Annotated in this window: 19 protein-coding genes; 8 read left to right on the top strand and 11 right to left on the bottom strand. The window is 72.8% G+C overall.

All coding sequences use genetic code 11. The features are described from left to right. Positions 1-80: 80 nt before the first annotated feature. The 3 genes from FFA01_RS08215 to FFA01_RS08205 are packed head-to-tail and all read left to right on the top strand — an operon-like array spanning position 81 to position 4,468. The gene (locus tag FFA01_RS08215; RefSeq protein WP_146854865.1) at positions 81-965 is read left to right on the top strand and encodes a carbohydrate ABC transporter permease; all 885 of its coding nucleotides are present in this window, start codon (positions 81-83) and stop codon (positions 963-965) included. A gap of 3 nt (positions 966-968) precedes the next feature. After that, positions 969-1,874: a carbohydrate ABC transporter permease gene (locus tag FFA01_RS08210; protein ID WP_146854863.1), complete on the top strand. Its 906-nt coding sequence runs from the start codon at positions 969-971 to the stop codon at positions 1,872-1,874. Between the two features lie 2 nt (positions 1,875-1,876). After that, positions 1,877-4,468, top strand: coding sequence for a family 78 glycoside hydrolase catalytic domain (locus FFA01_RS08205; protein WP_146854861.1), 2,592 nt, complete (start codon positions 1,877-1,879; stop codon positions 4,466-4,468). A gap of 58 nt (positions 4,469-4,526) precedes the next feature. On the opposite strand, the gene FFA01_RS08200 is transcribed toward FFA01_RS08205, so the two are convergent. The 10 genes from FFA01_RS08200 to FFA01_RS08155 form a co-directional block, all read right to left on the bottom strand. Further along, entirely contained in the window at positions 4,527-5,471 is a 945-nt protein-coding gene (locus tag FFA01_RS08200; protein ID WP_146854859.1) for an alpha/beta fold hydrolase, read from the bottom strand. A gap of 150 nt (positions 5,472-5,621) precedes the next feature. Next, positions 5,622-7,061 carry an allantoinase AllB gene (gene allB, locus FFA01_RS08195; protein ID WP_146854857.1) on the bottom strand — a complete coding sequence of 480 codons (1,440 nt, stop codon included), beginning with the start codon at positions 7,059-7,061 and terminating at the stop codon, positions 5,622-5,624. Then, positions 7,054-7,824 (bottom strand): YoaK family protein, encoded by a 771-nt coding sequence (locus FFA01_RS08190; protein ID WP_244289762.1) that lies wholly within the window; start codon positions 7,822-7,824, stop codon positions 7,054-7,056. The genes allB and FFA01_RS08190 overlap by 8 nt, the downstream gene beginning before the upstream one ends. Positions 7,825-7,949: 125 nt before the next feature. Then, a complete protein-coding gene (locus FFA01_RS08185) occupies positions 7,950-8,606 on the bottom strand; it encodes a pyridoxine/pyridoxamine 5'-phosphate oxidase (protein WP_167627318.1) in 657 nt (218 codons plus the stop codon). Further along, positions 8,603-9,451 carry a creatininase family protein gene (locus FFA01_RS08180; protein WP_146854853.1) on the bottom strand — a complete coding sequence of 283 codons (849 nt, stop codon included), beginning with the start codon at positions 9,449-9,451 and terminating at the stop codon, positions 8,603-8,605. The genes FFA01_RS08185 and FFA01_RS08180 overlap by 4 nt, the downstream gene beginning before the upstream one ends. Next, complete coding sequence (locus tag FFA01_RS08175; protein ID WP_146854851.1) at positions 9,448-10,851, bottom strand: FAD-binding oxidoreductase; 1,404 nt, start codon at positions 10,849-10,851, stop codon at positions 9,448-9,450. Before FFA01_RS08175 ends, FFA01_RS08180 begins: the two co-directional genes overlap by 4 nt. Before the next feature lie 57 nt (positions 10,852-10,908). Beyond that, positions 10,909-12,090 (bottom strand): ABC transporter substrate-binding protein, encoded by a 1,182-nt coding sequence (locus FFA01_RS08170; protein WP_146854848.1) that lies wholly within the window; start codon positions 12,088-12,090, stop codon positions 10,909-10,911. Positions 12,091-12,241: 151 nt separating this feature from the next. After that, positions 12,242-13,120 (bottom strand): ABC transporter permease, encoded by an 879-nt coding sequence (locus FFA01_RS08165; protein WP_146854846.1) that lies wholly within the window; start codon positions 13,118-13,120, stop codon positions 12,242-12,244. After that, positions 13,120-13,899, bottom strand: coding sequence for an ABC transporter ATP-binding protein (locus FFA01_RS08160; RefSeq protein ID WP_146854844.1), 780 nt, complete (start codon positions 13,897-13,899; stop codon positions 13,120-13,122). Before FFA01_RS08160 ends, FFA01_RS08165 begins: the two co-directional genes overlap by 1 nt. 7 nt (positions 13,900-13,906) lie before the next feature. Beyond that, on the bottom strand, positions 13,907-15,169 hold the full coding sequence (locus tag FFA01_RS08155; protein ID WP_146854842.1) for an amidohydrolase family protein: 1,263 nt from the start codon (positions 15,167-15,169) through the stop codon (positions 13,907-13,909). 179 nt (positions 15,170-15,348) lie between these two features. On the opposite strand from FFA01_RS08155, the gene FFA01_RS08150 reads away from it, so the two are divergent. Both FFA01_RS08150 and FFA01_RS08145 read left to right on the top strand, forming a co-directional pair. Then, the gene (locus tag FFA01_RS08150) at positions 15,349-16,002 is read left to right on the top strand and encodes a helix-turn-helix transcriptional regulator (RefSeq protein ID WP_244289761.1); all 654 of its coding nucleotides are present in this window, start codon (positions 15,349-15,351) and stop codon (positions 16,000-16,002) included. Next, a complete protein-coding gene (locus FFA01_RS08145) occupies positions 15,999-16,961 on the top strand; it encodes a PDR/VanB family oxidoreductase (protein WP_244289760.1) in 963 nt (320 codons plus the stop codon). Before FFA01_RS08150 ends, FFA01_RS08145 begins: the two co-directional genes overlap by 4 nt. A 47-nt stretch (positions 16,962-17,008) precedes the next feature. Here FFA01_RS08145 and FFA01_RS08140 read toward each other — a convergent pair whose 3' ends face one another. Further along, a complete protein-coding gene (locus FFA01_RS08140; RefSeq protein ID WP_146854838.1) occupies positions 17,009-18,331 on the bottom strand; it encodes an amidohydrolase family protein in 1,323 nt (440 codons plus the stop codon). Between the two features lie 95 nt (positions 18,332-18,426). Between FFA01_RS08140 and FFA01_RS08135 the strand changes: the two genes are divergently transcribed. From FFA01_RS08135 to FFA01_RS08125, 3 genes are all read left to right on the top strand, one after another. Next, positions 18,427-18,672, top strand: coding sequence for a glutaredoxin family protein (locus tag FFA01_RS08135; protein WP_146854836.1), 246 nt, complete (start codon positions 18,427-18,429; stop codon positions 18,670-18,672). Positions 18,673-18,780: 108 nt separating this feature from the next. Next, complete coding sequence (locus FFA01_RS08130) at positions 18,781-20,115, top strand: DUF418 domain-containing protein (protein WP_244289759.1); 1,335 nt, start codon at positions 18,781-18,783, stop codon at positions 20,113-20,115. 33 nt (positions 20,116-20,148) lie between these two features. Beyond that, on the top strand, positions 20,149-21,129 hold the full coding sequence (locus tag FFA01_RS08125; protein WP_146854834.1) for a WcbI family polysaccharide biosynthesis putative acetyltransferase: 981 nt from the start codon (positions 20,149-20,151) through the stop codon (positions 21,127-21,129). Positions 21,130-21,212 lie beyond the last annotated feature (83 nt).

Below are 21,212 nucleotides of genomic sequence, written 5' to 3'. Positions count from 1 at the left end.
GACGGGAGCGGGGCACGCCGAGCGCGTCCCCGCCCCGTCGCGACCCCGACCCGACCTCCCGCTCGCACCGAAGGCCCCTCATGAACCCCCTGCTCGGCGACCGGCGCGCGACCCTGATCCTCATCGGGCCGGCGCTGCTCATCTACTCCGTCGTGATGCTCGTCCCGATCATCGTCTCGTTCGGCTACACCCTCACCAGCGGCAACGCGATCACCGGGTTCACCTTCTCGGGGCTCGAGAACTACCAGCGCCTCCTGACCGACACCCGGGTGCGCGACGCGCTGCTGCTGACCGTCCGGTACGCCGTGCTCATGACGATCCTGCAGGTCGGCTTCGGCTACCTGCTCTCGCTCCTCTACGTCTTCGTGCTCCGGAAGTGGTCGAGCGCCGTCCGCACCCTCGTGTTCTTCCCGGTCGTCCTGCCGACCGTCGCCGTGGCCCTGCTGTTCCAGCAGATGTTCGCCATCGCACCCCGGAACGGCCTCGTCAACACCGCCCTCGAGGCCATCGGGCTGTCGTCCGTCGACTGGTTCGGCGACGGCGGCACCGCGTTCCTGGTGATCATCATCATGGACGTCTGGCGGTCGATGGGCTTCTACGGCGTGCTCCTCTACGCCGGACTGCTCGACATCCCCGAGGAGGTCTTCGAGTCGGCCCGCATCGACGGCGCCTCCGGCTTCGGCCTGGTCCGACGCATCGTGCTGCCGCTCTCGCTGCCCGTGCTGATCTCGTCGCTGATCTTCTCCGTCAACGGCACGCTCAAGGTCTTCGACAGCATCCTCGCCCTCACGAACGGCGGCCCCGGCACGTCGACGAGCCCGCTGACGATCTACATGTTCGACACGTCGTTCCGCTTCGGGCAGTACGGCTACGGCAGCACCGTCGCGTTCCTCCTCACGGTCGTGTCGTTGCTCGTGACCGTCTTCATCTTCCGCGCGAACCGACGCGACCTCACGAAGGACTGACCGATGACCTCCGTCGACACCACCGTCCCCGTCCCGACCGCCGCCGCCCGCCGCCCGACGCCGCGGCGTCGTCCCGCACCCCGGCGACGCCTCGGGCAGATCGTCAGCGGCGCCCTCGTCGCGCTCCTCCTCGTCATCGTCGTCGGCCCCCTCGTCTGGATGCTGCTCGGCTCGTTCAAGACGCAGACCGAGTTCCTCGAGCAGCCCGTCTGGGCGCTGCCCCAGCAGTGGAACCTCGACAACTACGTCTTCGCGTGGACCCAGGGGAACTTCGCCCAGTACGCGTCGAACTCGATCCTGACGGTCTTCCCGTCGCTGCTGCTCGTGCTGCTGTTCGGCTCCATGGCGGGCTTCGCCCTCGAGGTGCTCGTCTGGAAGGGCCGCGGCGCGATCCTCATCACGTTCCTCGCCGGCATCATGGTGCCGACGCAGATGATCCTGCTGCCGCTGTTCGCCGCCTACTTCCGCCTCGGCCTGACCGGCACGCTCTGGCCCCTGCTCATCACCTACACGGCGACGAGCCTTCCGCTGGCCGTGTTCCTGATGGCCACGTTCTTCCGGGCCGTCCCGCGGGAGATCTTCGAGGCCGCCACCCTCGACGGCGCCGGTCTGATCCGGTCGTTCTTCCTCGTCGGCCTCCCGATGGTGCGCAACGCCCTCTTCACGGTCGGTCTCGTGCAGTTCTTCATGCTGTGGAACGACCTGCTCATCGCCTTGACCTTCACGAACTCCGGCTCGCTCCGCACGCTGCAGGTCGGCCTGCTCAACTTCACCGGCCAGTTCGGCTCGGTGCAGTACGGACCGCTCTTCGCCGCGATCTGCCTCAACGTCGTCGCGATCCTCGTCATCTACCTGTTCCTGAACAAGCAAGTGCAGAAGGGGCTGACCGCCGGCGCGGTCAAGGGCTGACCATGAGCATTGCAGTCACCGATCTCCGGATCGAGCACGGCGGCGAGGCCCTGGGCCTCGGCACCCCGCGACCCCGCCTCTCCTGGCGGCTCGCCGGTCCCTCCGGCTGGCGGCAGGCGTCCGCCGAGATCGCCCTCGACACCGCGTCGGGAGCGACCGAGACGGTCGTGCTCGACACGACCGACCAGGTGCTGGTCGACTGGCCCTTCGCCGACCTCGGCTCGCGGGAGCGCGTCGAGGTGCGCGTCCGGGTGACGGGACTCGACGGGTCGGTCTCGCCGTGGAGCCGCCCGGAGCCCGTCGAGACGGGCCTCCTGCTCGCCTCGGACTGGCAGGCCCGGCCCGTCGGCGGCGCCTGGGCCGAGGAGCCCGGCACCGACCGCCGCCCCTCCCGCGTGCGCCGCGGCTTCCGGCTCGACGCGCCCGTCGTCTCCGCTCGTCTCTACGCCACGGCTCACGGCGTCTTCGAGGCCGAGGTGAACGGCGTGCGGGTCGGCGACGACGAGCTCTCGCCGGGCTGGACCTCGTACGACGCCCGTCTGCGTTACCGCACCTACGACGTCACCGAGCTCCTGGTCGCCGGCGACAATGTCGTGGGCGCGTGGCTCGGCGACGGCTGGTACCGCGGCCGCCTCGGCTTCAACGGCGGATACCACGACCTCTACGGCACCGACCTCTCGTTCCTCGCCCAGCTCGAGGTCGAACTCGCCGACGGGAGGCGCGTGGTCGTCGCCACGGACGACCGGTGGGAGGCGCAGCCCAGCCCCATCGCGTTCAGCGGGCTCTACGACGGCGAACGTCACGACCTGCGGCTCGACGGCGACGGCTGGTCGATCGCGGGCGCCGACGACGACGGCTGGACCCCCGTCGCCCTGGCGGAGCGCGACCCGAGCACCCTCGTCGCACCCGAGCAGCCGCCGGTGCGCTGCACCGAGGAGGTCGCGCCGGTCGCCCACCGGACGACACCGCGCGGCACCGTCGTGCTCGACTTCGGTCAGAACCTCGTCGGACGCCTGCGCATCACGGTCGACGGCGACACCGGCCACGAGATCACGCTGCACCACGCCGAGGTGCTCCAGGACGGCGAGCTCTACCGGCGCACCCTCCGTCTGGCCGCGGCGGAGGACGTCGTGATCCTCCGCGGCGACGGACCGACCACCTGGGAGCCGCGCTTCACCGTCCACGGCTTCCGCTACGCCGAGATCACGGGCTGGCCGGGAGAGTTCGACCCCTCCGCCGTCGTGGCCCGCGTGCTGCACACCGACATGGAGCGGACCGGGTGGTTCACGAGCTCCGATCCGGGCCTGAACCGCCTGCACGAGAACGTCCTCTGGAGCACCCGGGGGAACTTCGTCGACATCCCCACCGACTGCCCGCAGCGCGACGAGCGTCTGGGCTGGACGGGTGACATCCAGGTGTTCGCGCCCACCGCCTCCTTCCTGTTCGACTGCTCGGGGATGCTCGGCTCCTGGCTGCAGGACCTCGCGATCGACCAGCTGCCCGACGGCACCGTGCCGTGGTTCGTGCCGCGGATCCCCGGCGGCCCGTCGTGGGAGCCGATCGAGCCGGGCGCGGTCTGGGGCGACGCGGCCGTGCTCACGCCCTGGACCCTCTGGGAGCGTTTCGGCGACGCCGGCGTGCTGGCCCGGCAGTGGGGTTCCGCGAAGGCCTGGGTCGACCTCATCCTGTCGCGAGCCGGAGAGGACCGGATCTGGGACGAGGGCTTCCAGCTCGGCGACTGGCTCGACCCGGCGGCCCCGCCGGACGACCCGGCCGACGCGTTGACCGACCGCCACCTCGTCGCCACCGCCTACCTGTACTGGTCGACGCGGCACCTGGCGGAGACGGCCGGCGTGCTCGGGAGGCACGACGACGCCGCCCGATACGGCTCGATCGCCGACGAGGTGCGCGAGGCGTTCGTCGGCCGTTACACCGACGGCCACGGTCGGACGACGAGCGACGCCCAGACCGCCTACGGGCTCGCTCTCGAGTTCGGGCTCGTCGGCGGGGAGGAGGCGCAGGCCGGGGGCGACCGCCTGGCCGAGCTCGTCGCCGAGGCCGGCAATCGCATCGCCACGGGCTTCGCGGGAACGCCCGTCGTCGCCCCCGCGCTGACCCGCACGGGGCACGTCGACCGCGCGTACGACATGGTGCTCGAGCGCTCCTGTCCGTCGTGGCTCTACACCGTCGACATGGGCGGCACGACCATCTGGGAGCGGTGGGACAGCATGCTGCCCGACGGCACCGTGAACCCCGGCGAGATGACGAGCTTCAACCACTACGCCCTCGGCGCCGTGGCCGACTGGCTGCACTCGACCGTCGCCGGGCTCGCTCCGGCGGCGGCCGGGTGGCGGCGCGTCCGCTTCGCTCCTCGCCCCGGCGGCGGTCTGACTCACGCGTCGGGTCGTCACATCTCCCCGTACGGCGAGGTCTCGTCGGAGTGGCGGGTCGACGGGGGAGTGCTCCGGTTGACGGTCGCTCTGCCGGTGGGGACGACCGGCGAGGTGTCGTTGCCGGACGGAACGGTCGTCGACGTGCCGCACGGACGGCATGACTTCAGCTGCGAGCTCCGTGCGGCGGTGGGCGCGGCCTGATCGTCGAGGAGTCGCCCCGCCGACCCGGCGGGACACGCGCCTCCCGGCAGGCACGGGCTCAGCGCGCCGCGACGGACTCCAGGAACCCGTCGGTGGCATCCGCGATCTCGGGCGATCGGGTGTGGTGCAGGTAGTGATCGCCGTCGAGGGCGACGACCCGCCCCTCCTCGACGCTCGCCGCCTGCTCCTCGTGCAGCCGGAGCCAGCCCTCGACGTCCGCATCGTCCTCGGCGACGACGAGCAGCACCGGCAGGGTCGCCGGGAAGGTCTCCCCGCTGACCGACGCGAAGTTGGCCGTCACGTGGTCCATCTCGTCCAGCAGGGTCGGGGCGGTCGCGTTCTTCGTCGTGAGTCGGCGCATCTGGTCCTTCGCGGCCTCGTCGTACGGCAGCCCCTCGTACGCGTCGCCACCGAGGGCGGACGCCACCCGGAGCAGACCGAGGTCGCGCAGCTGTGCGAGCCCGTCGGTCGCCACCGGGGTGTCCCAGCCGGGCTGGTCGGGCACGCTGCTGTCGATGCCGACGAACGCGGTGAGCTCGTCCGCGTACCGCTCGCTGTACTCAAGGGCGTAGACGCCGGCGATCGAGTGCCCCATGAGCGCGTAGCGATCGACGCCGAGCTGCTGCAGCGCCTCGTGCACCTCGCCGACGATGTTCGCGGCGGTCCGCGGGGTGTCGGCCTGGTCGCTGAGCCCGGTGCCGAACGGCTCGACCGCGACCACCCGACGGGTGTCGTCGAGCTCGTCGATCAGCGGCTGGAAGTCGAGGCCGGGCGCGGCGGTGCCGAGACCCGGCAGGAGGACGATCGTCTCGTCGCCGGTGCCGCTGACGACGACGTTCATCTCCTTGCCGTCCACCGGCACGAGTTCGCCGTAGGGCGTGATCGCGGCGAGATCGGACCTCGTCGCCACGACGTTCACGATCGACGTGGTCGCCAGGGTCAGGACAGGGACCGCCACGAGGACGCCCACCGTCCACAGTGCGATCTTCAGGGGTCGGCGCATCGATTCCTCATCTCGGGGACGGCACCTCGGAGTCCCGAGGCCGTCCCCCAGCAGACCGCGGATCCCACCGCGCCGGAAGTGTCGTGACGTCACCGCCATCCATGACCGATGTCACGCCGCGTCCGTCGTGACGGTCGGCCGCGGCGGGCCTCAGACCCGGCGCAGCAGCCGGGCAGGAGGCGCGTCGGAGTCCACGAGGACGCCTGCCACCCAGGTCCCCGCGACCGCGCCCATCAGCGACGCGCCGTCGAACGCCGACACCGGGTTGCGGTGCCGGAGCGTCGACGCGTCGACCGTGAACGGCGTCTCGGGCGCGAACGCGACCAGGTCGGCCGCACCCCCGACGGCGATCGACCCCTTCGGCGCCCGCCCGGCGGACCCCGGCGCAGCAGACCCTGGCGCAGCGGCCCCGGCAGAACCGGTCGCACCGAGCCCGACGAGCGCCGCCGTCCCCGACGACATCCACCCGACGACCGTCTCGAGCGCGATACCCCGCGCCCGCGCCCCCGTCCACACGGCGCGGAAGCTCACCTCGAGTCCGGCGATCCCGCCCCAGGCGAGGTCGAACGACCCGTCGCCCGCGAACTTCAGCGCCGCCGTCGAGGGGGAGTGGTCCGAGGCGACGATGTCGACCGTCCCGTCGACCAGCGCCTCCCAGAGCAGCTCGCGGTTGCGCTCGTCCCGGATCGGCGGGCAGCACTTGTACTGCGTCTCGCCGTCGCCGATCGACTCGGCGTCGAAGGTGAGGTAGTGCGGGCAGGTCTCGACCGTCAGCCGCAGGCCCTCGGCCTTCGCCGCCCGGATCGCCGCCAGCGCCGACGCCGACGACAGGTGCAGCACGTGAGCGCGCCCGCCGGTCTCGCGCAGCGCGTCGATCACGTGCTCGATCGCGGTCTGCTCGACCGCCTCGGGGCGCGACCGGACGAAGTCGTCGTACACCGCGCCTCCTGCCGTGACCTCCAGCGAGGCCGCCGCGGCGTCGAGCTGCCCGGGGTCCTCCGCGTGCACGATCAGCAGGCCGTCGAAGGCCGTCAGCTCGCGCAGGGCGGCGAACAGCTGCTCGGTCGACAGGTGCGGGAACTCGTCCACGCCCGACGGCGACAGGAACGCCTTGAAGCCGAACACGCCCGCCTCGTGCAGGGCCCGCAGGTCGCCCGTGCCGAGGTTCGAGGGGATCACCCCGCCCCAGAAGCCGACGTCGACCACGGACTGCGCCGCGGCGGCGGCGCGCTTCAGCTCGAGGGCCTCGACGGTCACCGTCGGCGGGATGCTGTTCAGCGGCATGTCGACGATCGTCGTCACACCGCCGGCCGCCGCGGCGCGGGTCGCCGAGGCGAAGCCCTCCCACTCGGTGCGGCCGGGCTCGTTCACGTGCACGTGGGTGTCCACCATGCCCGGCAGCAGCACCTGGTCGGCGGGCAGCGTGCGGTCGGCGTCGAGCCCGGTCGTGGCGAAGGGCGCGTCGAGTGCGCCGATCGCGGCGACGACGCCGTCGCGCACGCCCACCGCCGCGGGGCGCCAGACGCCCTCGACGAGGGTGCGCTCGGCGCGCAGCACGAGGTCGAACGGGGTCGGGGAGGTCTCAGGCACGGGTGCCCTCCGTGGTCGAGGCGACCCGCGCCTCCTCGTCCGACGACGCGCCGGCAGCCTCGGCGGCCGCTGCCGCCTCGAGCTCCTTCCGCCGCATCCGCAGCAGGTGCCCCGCCAAGGCGACGAGCAGCGTCAGGCCGCCCGCCGTGCCCATGCCGACGCCGATGTGCACCTGCAGCAGCAGCGCCCCGACGCCCGCGCCGACGAGGATCATCAGCACGGCGAGCACCCGCCGCGGGAAGTTCTTGCCCGTGCCCCCGGCGATCTTCGACTCGGACGCGAGCCCGACGATCGTCGACGTCACGACCACCGTGGTGACGTCGGCCACCGCGAGCTTGCGGGCCGCCGCGGCCTGCAGCCCCATCGCCGCCCCCAGCAGCCCGGTGATCGTGAACGCCCACGGCGACCCCTCGACCGGGAGCACGACGAAGCACGACACCCCGAGGCCGAGCAGCACCGTGCCGGTCACCGAGAACGCGATCGTGCTGCGACCCGACCAGCCCGTGCGCGCCGAGCGCAGCAGGGCCCCGCCGAGCGCGGCCCCGATCATGAACGCCACGAGCGCGACGATGGGCCCCACGATCGGCAGCCCGTCGGCCTGCGCGATCGCCATGCCGAGGATCACCACGTTGCCGGTCATGTTGGCCGTGAACACGCGGTCGAGGCCGAGGTAGCCGACGGCGTCGATGATGCCGGTCGTGAACGTCAGCGCGAGCATCATGATCAGGTGCATGCGCGCCTGGTCGGCACGGAACTTCTTCACGGGGGTCCTTTCGTCACGGCACGGGTCGTCCGATTCTTTCAGCCGAGGAGGCGCGGGTCGTCATCGGCGGGCACGTCTCGTCCCCGGGGCGGCCACGACCGGACGGTCGCTCGCGCACCGGTCGCTCAGCCCGCGCGGTACGCGTGCGCCCAGCCGTCCGGCCCGAGCGACCACTCGCGGCGGCGGCTGGCCGTGTCGGGGGCGCTGGTCCAGAAGGTCAGGCGGGTCGGGCGGACGACGAAACCGGTCCATCCGGTCGGCTGCTCGAAGCCGTCGGGGTGCTCCCGCTCGAACGCGGCCCAGCGCGCCCGGCGCTCGTCGAGCGGCAGCGCGGCGAAGTCGTGCGAGTTGAGCCAGGCGAGCTGCTGCAGGTACGGCGAGCGGGCCCGGTAGGCGCGGGCGATGCGGTCGTCGTCGGCCCTGGCCGCGACGCCGCGCACGACGATCTGCCGGGTGAAGCCGGGCCAGAGCACCGTGACCGCCACGCGGGGGTCCGCCTCGAGCTGCGCCGCCTTGCGGCTCGCCGCGTCGGTGTGGAACGCGAAGCCGTCGCGGTCGAACGAGCTCAGCAGCACGGTGCGGGCGTCGGGCCCGCCGTCGGGGTCGACCGTCGACAGGGTGATCTGCGGCCGGTCGGGGTCGTCGTCCGCGGGCAGCCAGTCAGTGAGCAAGGCCCAGGCGTCGTCGGGGACGGGAGCGGGGACGGGCCCAGGCGAGGTGCCGGGCGCGGCGCCGGGCGACCCCGCGACCGCGACCGGACCCGACCCCGCGCTCGGGTTCACGCCCCGAACCCCACCGGCCCCGACGGCGGCCGGTGCCGGAATCGCGCGATCTCGGCCAGCGCGTCGACGCCCTTGCGCAGCGCCGTCTCGTAGAGCGTCGCGCCCCACTCGGCGTTCGCCCCGCTCGCGTCGCCGACGACGCCGGCCGGGCCGAAGTCGTCGCTCAGCCAGCCGAAGTGCACCGGTCCGCCGTTGAACCTCACGTGCTCGAGGTCGATCATGTGGTCGGGGATCCACCGGGCCGCCTGGCTCATGTCGACCAGGTCGGGGCGCAGGTGCAGGATCATCGACGTCTCGCTGTGACCGCCGTGCACGCCGAAGCCGTGCTCGTCGGGTCCGTTGACGCCGTCTCCCGGGGCCATGCCGGTGCCCATCAGGAAGGTGCGCAGCCCGAAGCGGCGACGCAGCTCGCGCAGGGCCACCTGCAGCAGGGCGATGTTGCCGCCGTGCCCGTTGTAGAAGACGACCGTCCGGGCCGGGGTCGCGGCGATCGAGCGGCCGATGTCGACGACGGTCTGCAGCAGCGTCTCGGCGTTCAGCCACATCGTGCCCGGCGCCCAGTGGTGCTCGTCCGACTTCGAGTAGGCGAGCGAGGGCAGCAGCCAGACGTCCTGACCGGCGGCCGCCGCCTCCTCGACGACGGCCCGGCCGATCAGGTCGGCCATGAGCCAGTCGGTGGCGAGCGGGAGGTGCGGGCCGTGGTGCTCGATGGCGCCGGTCGGCAGCACGAGGATGCTGTCCTCGTTCAGCGCGGCGGCCGCGGCCGGGCCGCTCAGCTCGATCAGGTCGCGCGAGCGGCGACCGGGAGCCGATGAGGCGCGGGTCGTGTCGTCCCCGCCGCTCACGAGACCTTCACCCCCGTGTCGATGCCGATGCGTCCGGTGGGCGCGGCGTGCCCGCCCTTCACCCCGGTGTCCGGACCGCCGACGGTCGTCGGGTCGACGAGCTTGCCCGGGTTGAGCAGCCCATCGGGGTCGGTGCCGGCCGCGAGCTCGCGGGTGCGGGCGGGCTCGAAGTCGACGAACCACTGGTGCGGGTTGTGGTACCCGACGCCGAGGTCCTTGAGCTTCGCGAAGCCCGCGTAGACGTCGTCGGCGGTCGTGTAGACGCCGGCCAGCATCCCGATCGGGCGACCGTGCTGCGACTCGATGTGCAGCATCCCGCCCTCGTAGACGGCGTGCACCTCGTCGATGCGGTCGACCAGGGCGTCGCCCGAGACCTCGACGTGGAAGTACCGGTCGGGGTAGGCCTTCTGCAGCCACTCGATCGGGTGGTTGTACGACATCATGCTGATCTTCATCGAGGTCTGGGCGCCCTCGCGGACGTCCTCGACGCGGCCTCCCGCCTCCTCGACCTGCCGGGTCGCCTCGGCGACCGTGGCGACGTCGAGGATGGCGCGCAGGCTCACCCGTCCGGCGGGGATGCCGGGGTCGGCGGGCAGGGCGTCGGCCAGGGTCGGCAGGTCGGCGCTGACCAGTCGGGGCGTGGGCTCGAGGGCGGCGAACGGGCGGATCAGGCTCAGCGCCTGCTCGAACGTGTCGAAGCTGGCGAAGAAGCCGCGCCAGTCCTGCAGCGGCTCGAGGCGGACGGTGGCGCGGGCGATGATGCCGGCCGTGCCGTAGTTGTGGACGTAGGGCTGCGCGTCGTCGCCCTCGACGTGCACGAGCCGCGCGTCGGGGGAGGCGTGCACGACGTCGAGCGCCGTGACGAAGCCCGAGCTGTTCGAGCCGTGCTTGATCGAGCCGGTGCCGCCCGACCCGCCCGACAGGAACCCGCCGAGCGACGACTGCGCGGTCGACGGGTACATCAGGATCTGCTGACCCGCCTTGTTGGCGGCCTGCTCGAGCGCGACCATGGTCGCGCCCGCCTCGGCGGTGATGAAGCCGTCGCCGACCTCGACGATCGCCTTGGCCCGCGTCATGTCGAGCACCAGCCCGCCCGACATCGGGATCGCCTGACCGTAGTTGCCGGTGCCCTTGCCGCGCGGGGTGATCGGCACGCCGTGCCGGACGGCCGCCGCCACGACCTCGGCGATCTGCTCGGCGGTCGCCGGGTAGGCGACCAGGTCGGCGAGACCGAGGGGCAGCTGCTCGCTGATCACGGGCGAGAGCCGTGAGCCGTCGAGCGACGCCTTCTCGCGGGCGGCGAGCTCGACCGAGACGCCGCGCTCGCCGAGCAGGGTGCGGAGCTCGCCCTCGAGGGCGACCAGCGCCTCCGGGGAGGCCGGGGGCCGGATGTCGTTCATGGTGCGTCCTGTCTGAAGAAGGGGAGGGGGCCCGGCTCGCACCGGGCCCCCGGGTGATCAGAAGCCGAGGCTGATCGTGTCGTCCAAGAACTCGTTCGTGTAGAGGTCGGAGGGCACCAGGCCCTCCTTGAGGGTCGAGCCCTGCTTCTCGAAGATCTCGGTGTCGAGGTCGATGATCGTCTGCATGCGCTCCTCGTCCATGTCGCCGACGTAGCCGTTGTCGCCGTCGGTCGCGATCTTCAGCTCCTTCATCTTGTCGACGGCGTAGGCGGCCACGTCCTCGTCGTAGACCCAGCCGGTGTCGTACTGGTCGACCAGGTCGACGATCTTCTCGTTCGTCGCGTCGGGCGAGGCGAAGTAGTCGACGTCGGCCTGCTGCAGCACGGGCACGAGCTTCTCGAGGCAGGGGGTGAGCTCCTCGAGGTCGCCGGTGCGGACCGACATCGCCTCGGGGTAGATCGGGTAGCCGGTGTCGTTGATCAGCTGGTAGTCGAGCGGCTTGCCCCAGGCCGAGACCTGGTTCTCGTAGACGAACGGCTCGGCGGTGGCGAAGCCCTGCTGCGCGTCCTTGCCCTGCGCGACGACGAACTTCGCGGGGGTGCCGTCGTAGCTGCCGTCGGTGACCGACTCGGGGAGGATCCCGTTGCCGACCAGGTAGTCCATGTACGCGGCGCCGCCGAAGTAGCGGACCACGCCGCCGTCGGCCTCGAGCTCGGTGCCGAGCTCCTCGATGGTGCTGACGTCGGGGTAGGTCTCCGGGTCCCACATGATCATCTGCGGCGAGATGTCGTTCTCGGCGAAGACGGCGGTGGTGGGCAGGTCGGCCGAGTTCTGCACGGCGACGTCGGTCGTGACGTAGCCCATCGTGATCTCGTCGTCCTGGTACATCTGCGACGGCACCGTGTTGAAGCCGATCGCCGGGCCGCCGGCGCGGATCTCGACCTTGACGCCGGTCGGCTCGCCGCCGACGACGAGGTCGCTGGTGACCGACTTCTGGTCGGCGTCGACGGTGTAGTCGTCGCCGAGCAGCTGGTACGCGTGGCCGTGCTCGGCCTCGGGGTTCCAGTCGGTCTGGATGACGACCGTCGCCGGGCAGACGCCCGAGAGGTCGACGGCCGAGCCGCTGGCCGCCGCCTGGGGCGCGGCGTCGTCGGTCGAGCCGCCCGAGCAGGCCGAGAGGGCGGCGGCGGTCACGACGACGATGCCGAGAGCCGTGAGGGTGCGGGAGGGACGGGGCATGGGTTCTCCTGTCGAGGGTGGAGCAGGGGATGGAGCCGGGCGTGTGCGGTGGGACGGTGCGGTGCTGTGGAGCAGGGCGGTGCCGTGGTGCGGAGGGTGAGCGGAGGGAGGCACGGGTCGGCGGGGCCGGCGGCGCCAGGGAGGGACGGGGTCAGTTGGCGCTGTACCACTTGCCGATCGCGGCGCGGCGGAGCCAGCCGAACGCGACGAAGACGAGCACGCCGAGCACGCTGGCGACGACGATCGCGGCGAACATCTCGGCGCCGTTGAGGCGCTGGTTCATCACCGAGATGAGGACGCCGAGTCCGCCGTTGCCGCGCTGGAAGAACTGGTCGGCGACGATGGCGCCGATCACCGACAGGCCGGCCGAGTTGCGCAGCCCGATGAAGATCGACGGCAGGGCCGCCGGGAACCGGAGCTTCGTCAGCAGGGTCAGCCGCGAGGCGCCCTGCAGCTGGAAGAGCTCGCGCTGGCCCTTGTCGACCGACTGCAGGCCGAAGAGCGTGTTCGAGACCATCGGGAACAGCGCGAACATGACCGTCACGATGATGCGCGACGGCATCTCGTAGCCGAAGAGCGACCCGATGAGGGGGACGAGGGCGAGGATCGGGATGCACTGCAGCACCACCGCGTAGGGGAACAGCGCGCTCTCGATCCAGGTGGCCTGCACCATGAGCACGGCCCAGGCCATGCCGATCACGATGGCGATCGCGAGCCCGATGACGGCGATGAGGGTCGTGTTGCCCAGCGCCTCGAGCAGGTCGGGGCGGAAGTCCGCGTCGAACAGCAGCGCGTTCACGACGAGGTGCGGGTACGGCACGAGGAACGGCAGTCCCCGCACCTGGTCGTAGTAGGAGGCGATGCCGTAGCCGACGCCGATCAGGACGAAGAACACGACGATCGGCAGCACGATGTTGCGGACGCGCTCGGCGCGGGGCGACGTCGCGCGCCGGGGCGGCTTGGGCCCCGAGAGGCGGGTGGCCGTCGTGACGGCGGGCTCGGCGGACGAGACGCGGGTGTCGACGGCCATCAGTTGTGCCCTTCTCGGAGTGCGTGGCTGACCTCGCCGACCAGTTCGGCGAACTCGGCGGTGAAGCGGATCTCGGGGTCGCGGGGCATCGGGAACGGCACGTCGAACTCGCCGACGATGCGCCCGGGCCGCCCCGACATGACGATCACCCGCGTCGAGAGGTACACGGCCTCCGACACGGAGTGGGTGATGAACAGGCCGGCGAAGCGCTTCTCGACGAACAGCCGCAGCAGCTCGTCGTTGAGGCGCTCGCGGGTGATCTCGTCGAGGGCGCCGAACGGCTCGTCGAAGAGGAACAGCTCGGGGTCGAGGGTCAGCGACCGGGCGAGCGAGGCGCGCATCCGCATGCCGCCCGACAGCTCCTTCGGCAGGTTCGACTCGAAGCCGGAGAGGCCGACCAGATCGATCGACTCCTGCGCGGCGGCCCGGCGGACCGCCTTCGACGCGCCGTTGAGCTCGGCGAGCAGCTCGACGTTGTCGCGCACCGTGCGCCAGGGCAGGAGCGTGGCGTCCTGGAACACGTAGCCGATCCGGTCGGTGTCGACCTCGGCGACGCCCTCCGAGGCGCGCTCGAGACCGGAGGCGATGCGCAGCAGCGTCGACTTGCCGCAGCCGGAGGGGCCGACGACGGTGACGAACTCGCCGCGGTCGACGGTGAGGTCGACGTCGCGGAGCGCGACCGTGCCGTTGGCGAACCGCATGGCGACGTCGCGGAAGTCGAGCAGGGTGTCGGTGCGCGTGGCCGTCGGGGGAGCGATGGTCGGTGTGGTGGTGGTCATGGTCGGGTCACCTGGTCTCTGTGAGGGTCAGGGCGTGCTCGGCGGCGGTGGGCGCGGGGTCGGCGACCTCGCGGGTGACGCGGCTCGCGGCGACGAGGCGCCCGGCGTGCACGGCGAAGCGGTCGGGCGACGCGCTCGCGACGACGTCGGCCAGCGAGGAGGCGCGGATCGCCAGGAACTCGGCTCGCGCCCCGACCACGGCTCCGGCCTGCGGCAGGCCCATGACCGACCGCGCGCTGTCGCTCACCGCCGCGTAGGCCTCGTCGATGGTGAGGTGCCCGGCGGTGACGAGCAGCATCGCCGTCTCGAGCGCGTCGCTGCGGCCCAGGGGGTTGAACGGGTCGCGGACGTTGTCCGCGCCGGCCGCGAGGCGGACGCCGGCGTCGAGCAGCGGGCGCAGGGCGGTGAGGCCGCGGGGAGTGGAGACGGGGCGGTCCCAGCCCTGCAGGTAGAGGTTCGTGATGGGGTTCGCGATGATGCCGATGTCGGCGGCGCGCACGGCCGCGATGACCTCGTCCCGCTGCTCGACGGGCATCGAGCCGAGCCGGCTGCAGTGCCCGGCGGACACCGTCGTGGTCCAGTCGACGACCCGGCGGGCGAAGGCGTCGAGGGTCACGGCGCCGTCGAGGCTCTCGTCGGTGTGCAGGTCGACGCCGACGCCGCGGCGCTCGGCCAGGTCGAGGAGGCGGTGCAGGTCGCCCTGCGGGTCCCTCGAGAGGTGGGGTGCGCCTCCTATGAGGTCGACGCCCAGATCGAGCACCGCCTCGACGTCGGAGTCGGGGGAGTCCTGCGAGGCGAGCGCGACGATCTCGACGTCGATCAGGTCGCGCAGCTCGTCGCGCACCCGGACGAGCGCCTCGGCGCCCCGCGTGGCGTCGCCGCCGAGCAGCACGTCGACGTGGGTGCGGACGGCCGTCGTGCCCTGCGCGAGCATGGCGAGCAGCTGGCGGCGGGCGCGGTCGGCGATGTCGTCGACGGTCATCGTCGCGGCGTAGACCCGCCACGAGGCGATCGCGAGCTCGAGGTCGCCCATCGGCGGTCGGATGGCGTCCCACGAGAGGGCCTTGTCGAGGTGCGCGTGCGGCTCGGCCGGCGCCGTGAGCAGCACGTGGCCGGCGAGGTCGAGCGTCTCGGACCCGGGGGCCGCCGGCGCCGTGCCCGCGGGGAGCACCGCCGCGACGGTGTCGCCCTCGATCCGCACGTCGACCGTCGAGCCGTCGGGCAGCGCGGCGTTCCGCAGCAGCGAGAGCTGGCGGGGGAGTCGGGTCACGGCGGAGCCTCCGGATCGGGATCGGGGGTGCCGCTCGGTCGCGTCGATCGGGTGATCGGAGGCTCGGAGCGGGTCGGGCGGGTGTGTCGGGTTGCGCGCAGAATGTTGATGGCGTCAACATGGGTCAATCTAAGGACGGCTCGTTTCCGACAGATGACGCGACCGTTTCGCCGTGTAAATTGCTCGGATCCCGCACCGGACCCCGTGATAGACACTCGTCTGACCACCCGACCCAGGAGGCCCCCGTCACGTCCCTCGACGCTCCCGTCGACCAGCAGGCGCTGGCCGTCGGCGGCCGCATCCGCGCCCTCCGTCGCGCTCGCGGGCTGACCCTCGTCCAGCTCGCCGGCGAGGCGCGGCTGTCGCACCCGTTCCTCAGCCAGCTCGAGCGCGGCCTCACCCGGCCGAGCATGGTCTCGCTCGAGAAGATCGCCCGAGCGCTCGGGTCGAGCCAGGTCGAGCTGCTCGCCCCGGTCGACGGGCGGCGCTCGGACGACCAGCCGGGGGTCGTCTTCGTGTCGGCCGACGACGGCTCGACGGGCAGCTACGGGCAGGCGTCCGCGCGCCTCCTGACCCACGGCGACCGGCCGTTCCATCCGATGGAGATGACCGGCTACAACCGCGATCCCGGCGAGTTCTTCCGGCACGCGGAGGACGAGTTCGTCCACGTGCTGGCCGGCCGTCTGCAGGTCGACCTGAGGCCCGAGGGCACTCGGCTGCTCGAGACGGGCGACTCGCTCTACTACGTCGGCGGCACCCCGCACCGCTGGAACGCCGTGGACGACGGCGGCTACCGCCTGTTCGTCGTCAAACAGAGACCGGAGCCCGTGTGACCGCCCCGACCCGCCTGTCCGAGACCGCCCTCGACCTCGTCGTCACCGGTCGCACGCGCGCCGCCGACGCCGTCGACCTCTTCGACCTCGCCGCGCCCGACGGCTCGCCGCTGCCCGGCTGGGAGGCCGGCGCCCACGTCGACGTCGCCCTGCCCGGCGGCGAGGTGCGGCAGTACTCGCTCTGCGGCGACCCCGTGGCCGGTACCTGGCGGATCGGCGTGCTGCGCGAGCCGGACGGACGAGGAGGCTCGGCCTGGCTCCACGAGCACCTGGCCGTCGGCGACACGGTCCGGATCGCCGGGCCGCGCAACCACTTCGAGTTCGAGCCCCGACGCGGCACCTCCTACGTGCTCGTGGCGGGCGGCATCGGCATCACCCCGATCTCGGCGATGGCCCGCGCCGCCGCGCACGCCGGGGTCGACTACGTGCTGCACTACGCGGGGCGCTCGCGCTCGACCATGGCGATGCTCGACGAGCTGACGGCGCTGCACGGCGACCGCCTCGTGCTGCACGTCGGCGACGAGGGCGGGCGGCTCGACCTCGACGGCCTGTTCGCCGGCATGGCCGCGTTCACGACGACGTACTGCTGCGGTCCCGAGCGCATGGTGGAGGCGATCGAGGTCGCCGGTGCCGGGCGGCAGGTCGTCGTCGAGCGGTTCGAGCCCAAGGCGGTGGGCGAGCCCGTGCTGCACGAGGCGTTCGAGGTCGAGCTGGCGGAGTCGGGGCTGACCGTCACCGTGCCTCCGGACCGGTCGGTGCTCGACGTCGTCGAGGAGGCCGGCGTGCTCGTCCTGTCGAGCTGCCGCGAGGGCACCTGCGGCACCTGCGAGACCACTGTGCTCGAGGGCGAGGTCGACCACCGCGACTCGATCCTCACGCCCGATGAGCAGGCCGCGAACGACCGGATGTTCGTCTGCGTGTCGCGGGCGGCGTGCCCGAGGCTCGTGCTCGACCTGTAGCGCGGCGCGGCGTTCAGCGCGGCGCGGCGTTCAGCGCGGCGCGGCGTTCAGCGAGCGAGGCGGGCGGCGAGGGCGGCGACGAGGTCGCGCTCGTCGGCGGCGAGGAGGCGCCCCTCGCGCACCACGGGTCGGCCTGCGACGTACACGTCACGCGGTCGGCGTCCCGGCGACGCCCAGAGCAGCCCCGCGACGGGGTCGGCCACGCCGGCGTCGGCGACGCCCGAGACGTCCCAGAGGCAGAGGTCGGCCGCGGCTCCGGGCCGCAGGTGGCCGAGCTCGGAGCGCCCGAGGCCGGCCGCGGAGCCCGCCGTCGCCATGCCGAGCACCGTCCGGGCCGAGAGGGCGGGCCCGACCAGCGGAGCGACCTGCATCGCGAGCCGCGCATCGGCGAGCAGGTGACCGGCGTCGTTGCTGCCGCCGCCGCTCGTGCCGAGCCCGACCACGACGCCGGCGGCCTGCAGCGCGGCCACCGGCGCGATGCCCCAGCCCATCGGCAGGTCGCAGCCCGGGGCGTGGGTGGCCGTGACGCCGGCGGCGACCAGCCGTGCGATCTCGCTCGCGTCCACGGCGCAGAGGTGGGCCACGGTGACGTCGGGGGCGAGCCAGCCCCACTCGTCGAGCAGATCGAGCGGTCGGCGCCCGTACCGTTCGAGGGCGATCACGACGTCGACCTGCTCGTTCGCCTGGGTGCGCCTCCTCAGCCCGTGGCGGGCGGCGACCTCGCCGAGCAGCTGGAAGGTCTCGCGCGAGTCGCTGTGCACGCCGGCCGGTCCGACCGCGATCTGCAGCATGCCGTCGTCGGTCACCCCGCCGGTCGGGATGTCCCCGGAGGCGCGGGTCAGCAGGTCGCGCACGATCGCCTCCGCCGACGCGGCCGCGGACTGCGGGTCGTCGCGCGCCGAGCCGCGAACGAACACCAGGCGGCCCCCGAGGGCCCGGGCGGCGTCGGCGATCGAGCGGGCGACGGCCACGGTGTCGTCGGTGGTCGCGGTCTCGGGCGACGGCCAGTTCAGCTGGTGGTCGGCGACGGTCGTCACCCCGCTGAGCAGGCCCTCCGCGACCCCGACGGCGGTCGTCGCCGACACGAGCGAGGGGTCGATCCGCGCGGCGCCGTAGGCCGCCGCCATCGTCGGCAGCCAGTCCTTCATCGGCACGCCGCGCGTGCCCGGCAGGGTGCGGAATCCGCTCTGCAGCAGATGGTGGTGGGCGTTGACGAGGCCGGGGGTGACCACGCAGCCGCTCGCGTCGACGGTCTCGGTGACGACCCCCGACGAGCCGTCGACGATCACCCCGCCGTCGACGAAGAGGCTGCCGGTGGTCTCGGTCGTCTCGTCGACGACGATGCGCGTGGCGCCGGTGATCTCGAGCATGGGGCGTGTCTAGCAGCGCCGTGTGTCGGGGACGTTACCCGCGCCTCCTCGGCCGTCCCGGTGGGACTCAGGGGTCGAGGATTACACTCCTGCTCATGTCTGACAGTGCCCCCGACCGCATCCTCATGTTCGGCGCCGAATGGTGCCGCGACTGCCGTCGTTCGAAGGCGCTGCTCGACTCGACGGGCGTCGAGTACGACTACGTCGACCTCGAGGCCGTCGCCGACGGGGCCGATCGCGCCTACGCCGTCAGCGGCCGCACGAACATCCCCGTCGTGGTGTTCCCCGACGGCAGCCATCTCGTCGAGCCCACCGACCCGGAGCTGGCCGCCAAGCTCTGACCGGCCCCCGAGCCCCTCTCCTCCCCAGCCGGAGGGGGGGAGGCCGACTCCACCATCTCCCTCCTTCGGCGGAGGTGGGAGGCGCCGGTCGTCGGCCAGGCTGGGTCCGTGACCACGAGCCCAGACGACCACGACCGATCGCCGGCCGCTCCGCCGCCCGGCCCGCGCCTGCCCTCTCCGACATCCTCGGACGGGACGCCTTCCGGCGCGGCTCGTCCGGTCGGCGGGCCTCCGATCGCCCCGGCCGTCGCGGTCCGCGACGCACCCGTCGCGTACAGCGGCCCCGTCGCGGCGTCCGAGCGATTCATCGCCCCCGATCTGCTGCGCGGGATCGCCCTGCTCGGCATCGCGCTGGCGAACTCGGTGTACTACATCGGCGATCGGGTGCTCGGGCCGCTCGCCCGACCCGTCGACGGCTCCACGGGCGACCGCGTGGCCGACGTGATCGTCGGCACGTTCGTCGACAACCGCGCGTTCCCGCTCTTCACCCTGCTCTTCGCCTACGGGTTCACGGTGCTGATACGGCGGCAGGCCGAGCGCGGCGTGCCGAGGAACGCCGCCCGTGCGCTGCTGCTGCGGCGGAGCCTCTGGCTGATCGTGTTCGGCGCGCTGCACATCGTGCTGCTCTTCGAGGGCGACATCCTGCTCAGCTACGGGGCGCTCGGACTCGTCCTGGCGGGTCTCTTCGCCGCGAGCGACCGGACGTTCCGGGTGATCGGCTGGTCGACGCTGGTCGTCTTCGTGGTGGTCGCAGGCGTCGACGGGCTCGCCGGGGGGATGGGCGACACCAGCTGGCTGCCGATCGGCCCCGACACCGTGCTCGGCGATCTGCTCTGGCGGGTCATCGCCCTGCTCGGGCTCGCCGTCACGGCGCCGTTCACCGTCGCGATGCTGCTGCCGATCGCCGCCGTCGGGACCCTGCTCGGGCGCCGACGTGTGCTCGAGGATCCGGCCGCGCACCTGCCGTTGCTCCGCCGCCTGGCCCTCATCGGGTTCCCGATCAGCATCGTCGGCGCCCTGCCGCTCGTGCTCGCGACCGTCGGGGTCGGGCAGCCGGGTCCGGTCGTGCTCTACCTGCTCGGGATGCTGCACGGCACGACGGGCATCGCGGGGGCCCTCGCGTTCCTCGGTCTCGTGGGCTGGTGGTCGGCGGGTCGGTCGACCCGCGCCTCCTCGGCACCGGGGGTCGGTGCCGCGGTCGTCGGTGCGCTCGCTGCCGTCGGGCGTCGGTCGCTCACCTGCTATCTGCTGCAGTCGGTGCTGTTCGTGGCGCTGCTCAAGCCCTGGTCGCTCGGTCTCGGCGAGGGCGCGGGCACCCTCCGCATCGGCCTGATCGCCGTCGCGGTGTGGCTGGTCACCGTCGTCGTGGCGGTGCTGCTCGAACGCGCAGGCCGGGCCGGACCGGCCGAATGGGCGCTGCGGCGGCTCAGCTACGGGCGCTGACCGCGTCGGGGCCGGGCGGGCCATGCTGGGGTGATGAGCGCCTCCTCGTCCTCCGTCCCGAGCCGGGCCGGTCGCCCTGCGCCGCCGGTCGACGCGGACGCCCGGTCGCACCACTACGGCGCCTTCTACTCGCTCGCCGACGGGCCCGAGGCGGACGCGACCGTCGTCGTGGGCAACTGCCAGGCCGAGAGCCTGCGCGTGATGCTCGACGGGCCTGCGCTGGCGACGGTCCGCATCCCGGCCGTTCACGAGCTGACCGTCGACGACCTGCCCTACCTCCGGTACTGGCTCGAGCGCGCCGCGGTGCTCGTCTCGCAGCCCGTCCGGGCGGACTATCACGGCATGCCGCTCGGCACGGCTCAGCTGGCGTCGCTGCTGCCGGCCGGGGGACGCCTCGTGCGGGTGCCGGTGCTGCGCGTCGCCGGGCTGTATCCGACCCATGCGATCGTCCGGCCGCCCAGCGACCTATCGCTCGTGCCGCCCGTGGTCGAGTACCACGACCTCCGCGTGCTGGCCGAGGCCGCCGCCCGTCTCGACGGCCGCGCCGTCGGGCCGACCGGGCTCGCGGGCCGACTCGACGTGGCGGCGGTGCATGCGGTGGCCGACGAGTCCCTCGAGCAGCTGCGCCGACGCGAGGCCGCGAACGAGACGGTGGTGCTGTCCGACCTGTTCCTGCGCCCGTTGTTCGACCAGATGCGGACGCTCAACCACCCCGGCAACTCGGTCTTCGCGGCGGCGGCGGGGCGTGTGCGGGCGGTCCTCGGGCTGCCCGAGCACGTCGTCGACCCGGGGCGCCCTCTGCTCGACCGGGTGCACGCGCCGCGTGAGGCGGCCGTGATCGAGGCGTTCGGGCTGAGCGACGAGGCGACCGACCACTGGGTCGTCGACGGGGCCGTCGTGCCGGTCGAGCAGGTCCGGGAGGCGCATCTCGACTGGTACGCCGCGCATCCCGACGCCGTCGCGGCAGGTCTCGTGCGGCACGCTGGCGCGCTCGCGACCCTCGGGCTCGCCTGACGCGTGGCGCTTGACGCCTGACGCCTGCGTGCGTCCGGCCCCGACCCGCCGCACTGCACCGCGTTCCGTCCACCGCACCGCGA

It is taken from the genome of Frigoribacterium faeni (assembly GCF_007988805.1).
Taxonomy (GTDB): Bacteria; Actinomycetota; Actinomycetes; order Actinomycetales; family Microbacteriaceae; genus Frigoribacterium; species Frigoribacterium faeni.
This window is presented reverse-complemented; position numbering and strand designations above follow the sequence as displayed.

Bases quoted from the DNA above. Each gene is read 5' to 3' on its own strand.
- FFA01_RS08170 (WP_146854848.1), bottom strand. From the start codon at position 12,090: ATGCCCCGTCCCTCCCGCACCCTCACGGCTCTCGGCATCGTCGTCGTG.
- FFA01_RS08210 (WP_146854863.1), top strand. From the start codon at position 969: ATGACCTCCGTCGACACCACCGTCCCCGTCCCGACCGCCGCCGCCCGC.
- FFA01_RS08205 (WP_146854861.1), top strand. From the start codon at position 1,877: ATGAGCATTGCAGTCACCGATCTCCGGATCGAGCACGGCGGCGAGGCC.
- FFA01_RS08125 (WP_146854834.1), top strand. From the start codon at position 20,149: ATGAGCGCCTCCTCGTCCTCCGTCCCGAGCCGGGCCGGTCGCCCTGCG.
- FFA01_RS08175 (WP_146854851.1), bottom strand. From the start codon at position 10,851: ATGAACGACATCCGGCCCCCGGCCTCCCCGGAGGCGCTGGTCGCCCTC.
- FFA01_RS08160 (WP_146854844.1), bottom strand. From the start codon at position 13,899: ATGACCACCACCACACCGACCATCGCTCCCCCGACGGCCACGCGCACC.
- FFA01_RS08200 (WP_146854859.1), bottom strand. From the start codon at position 5,471: ATGCGCCGACCCCTGAAGATCGCACTGTGGACGGTGGGCGTCCTCGTG.
- FFA01_RS08215 (WP_146854865.1), top strand. From the start codon at position 81: ATGAACCCCCTGCTCGGCGACCGGCGCGCGACCCTGATCCTCATCGGG.
- FFA01_RS08140 (WP_146854838.1), bottom strand. From the start codon at position 18,331: ATGCTCGAGATCACCGGCGCCACGCGCATCGTCGTCGACGAGACGACC.
- FFA01_RS08135 (WP_146854836.1), top strand. From the start codon at position 18,427: ATGTCTGACAGTGCCCCCGACCGCATCCTCATGTTCGGCGCCGAATGG.
- FFA01_RS08165 (WP_146854846.1), bottom strand. From the start codon at position 13,120: ATGGCCGTCGACACCCGCGTCTCGTCCGCCGAGCCCGCCGTCACGACG.